General features: G+C 32.1%; 4 protein-coding genes. All 4 read right to left on the bottom strand.

The genetic code is table 11. From position 1 onward, the window contains the following. Positions 1–177 precede the first annotated feature (177 nt). The 4 genes from VK998_RS04610 to VK998_RS04595 are packed head-to-tail and all read right to left on the bottom strand — an operon-like array spanning position 178 to position 2094. The gene (locus VK998_RS04610) at positions 178–756 is read right to left on the bottom strand and encodes a bacteriophage Gp15 family protein (protein WP_325226009.1); all 579 of its coding nucleotides are present in this window, start codon (positions 754–756) and stop codon (positions 178–180) included. Then, positions 756–1154 (bottom strand): DUF6673 family protein, encoded by a 399-nt coding sequence (locus VK998_RS04605; protein WP_325226006.1) that lies wholly within the window; start codon positions 1152–1154, stop codon positions 756–758. Before VK998_RS04605 ends, VK998_RS04610 begins: the two co-directional genes overlap by 1 nt. 20 nt (positions 1155–1174) lie before the next feature. Further along, complete coding sequence (locus VK998_RS04600) at positions 1175–1669, bottom strand: hypothetical protein (protein ID WP_325226004.1); 495 nt, start codon at positions 1667–1669, stop codon at positions 1175–1177. A 2-nt stretch (positions 1670–1671) separates the two neighbouring features. Next, positions 1672–2094 carry a chloramphenicol resistance protein gene (locus VK998_RS04595; protein WP_325226002.1) on the bottom strand — a complete coding sequence of 141 codons (423 nt, stop codon included), beginning with the start codon at positions 2092–2094 and terminating at the stop codon, positions 1672–1674. Positions 2095–2241: the final 147 nt, after the last annotated feature.

The raw sequence follows: 2241 nt of genomic DNA, 5'->3' as shown, positions 1-2241 counted from the left end.
ATATCAAACCAAAACCAAAATAGCCAATATGTTAAGCCTTTCCCCCGTGTTTTCGTTTCTGTAACTGCTTGAATATTTATGTTATCCCCACCGCAACTCTTGCACACCATATATAGATACCTCCTTTATATTATCTATATTAAATATAGCAAATATTTAGACAACATACAAGGGTATCTATAAAATAGATGCTATTGTATCTGCAAAATCTTTTTCTTTTTCTTCCTCGGTTCTGTTATCTGGTAATCCATATATTTTCTTCATCTCTCTGTAGAATTTCTTTTCTTCCTTGCTCATATCATTAGTTATCTTTATAGCCCTATATCTAATTATTTCAGATATTTTATTATCATCTTTTAACGACCTAAACATTGCTTTAAACTTCCACCAATGTAAATGTTCTATATCCTGTAAATCTATACCATATTGACTTAAAAATGCAGCATAGATATATTCAGCATCATGTTCAAATGAATATATCATGCTAGGGGTTTTTCCTTCCCCTTTGCCTTCTACTGCTTCAATTTCTTTTCCACATCTATAAAACCATAGTATTTTTTCTATTGCTTCTATTTCATCACGTGGGATTTCTTCATAGTATAAATTTAAAGCAATTCTTATTCTTTCTTCATCCGTATAGTTCCTATCTTGAAATAATAATTCAAATAATATTCCTACTCTAAAATCTGTATTAATCTTGTACCTGATACCTTCTACATCTACAGTATCAGGTACAAGGTCAATTAATATATTCATTACTTTTTCGATCTTCTTTGGGCCCTATTAGGCGAATATTTATTTACTACATCACTTTGAATATAGCTTTCAATTTCTATAAATATAAAGTGGGCTACATCTACTGCATCTAGAAAGGATATCCTTCTTTCTTTAAATATTCTTTCTGTAGAGTTTTCACCTAGTAAGCTGTCAATAACTGTTGTGCAAGTTTTAATTGCTTGTTCTATACCTTTTTCTAAGTCTTGGGTAGTTGAGTTATCGTCTAGGCTTTTTAGTTTGTCCCCTTCTTCTAATAGTTTAGTTTTCCCTTCTTCTATTCTGTTAAATAAATCTGGTTGAAATGGATCTATATAAAACTTTTCTCCTGCTATATCTAATTCTAAGTCATTATTCTTAAATTCAAATTTTCTTACCATGGGATTTAATCCTCCTTATATTATATTCCTGCTCCATCTGCTACAAAAGTACAAGTCTTTTCAAAGTCATCCTCGGATGTTGCTACTCCTTCTACCCTTTCCCCTTTTACTCTAAAGGTACCTGCATATTGGTAAGCATTAGTACCATCACCATCTGTGGAAGGTACAACTGCAAAATCTCTCTTAACTGCCCTGTATCCCCCTCCTACTTCTGATTGAGTAAAGTCCACTACCAATATCGATACCACTGCATCATCACCTAATTTTTCAGATTCAGTTATATCTATTATTTTATCATGTACTGCATTTTCTAACATTTGGTCGAACTCATAATCTATAGACGTACTCATTCCTACTATATCAGTAGTTTCAAAGGATTCATCTACATATTTTCTCGTGTATTCAGCAGGGTTTTTGTTTGTGGTTAGTGCTGTAAAACCCTTCATTCTTTCAAAATTCCCTGTTTCTACTTCCATAAATGCTTTTTTCTTACTTCTCATTACTAATTTAGCCATGTTTATTCCTCCTCATAGTAAACTAATTGCATCTGTATTTGATATCTAGCCCTATCCTCTGTAGCATTAAATAGATAACCACTTGTTGTTACCTTTAATTCTATACTTTTTTTGTTGCCACTTAGGATAGGTAAGTTTCCTTTTTTACTTTGATTATCCACCCAACTAGATAGTTTTTCATAAAATCCACTATTTTCAATATTTTGTATTACATCATCTCCATAAAACTCTCGACTTGCAAATACGAATAAATATTGTTTTAATCTACCACCATCTATATACTCTTTTATTACTGTATTTGATGGTATAGGGTCTATAGTGTATTCTTTTTCATTTGGGTCGAGATAGTCGACCCCTATTTTTATAAACTCATCTAGTATTGGACAATCCAGAAAATATTTTCTTATACTTTTAATTATCATCATTTAGCACCTGCTATCTTTTTAGCCCCATTAAGGATATTTCCCTTATGGTCGGCTTTCATCCTTTCAAACCATCTTGCCCCTCTCATTGGACCACCTTGAAAGGTATATCTATCCCCATAATACATTTTTCTAGCATATGGGGTTCTA

The sequence above is a fragment of the Schnuerera sp. genome (assembly GCF_035459645.1).
GTDB lineage: Bacteria > Bacillota > Clostridia > Tissierellales > Tepidimicrobiaceae > Schnuerera.
The sequence above is the reverse complement of the archived record's forward strand: the minus strand, read 5'-3'. Positions and strand labels throughout refer to the sequence as shown.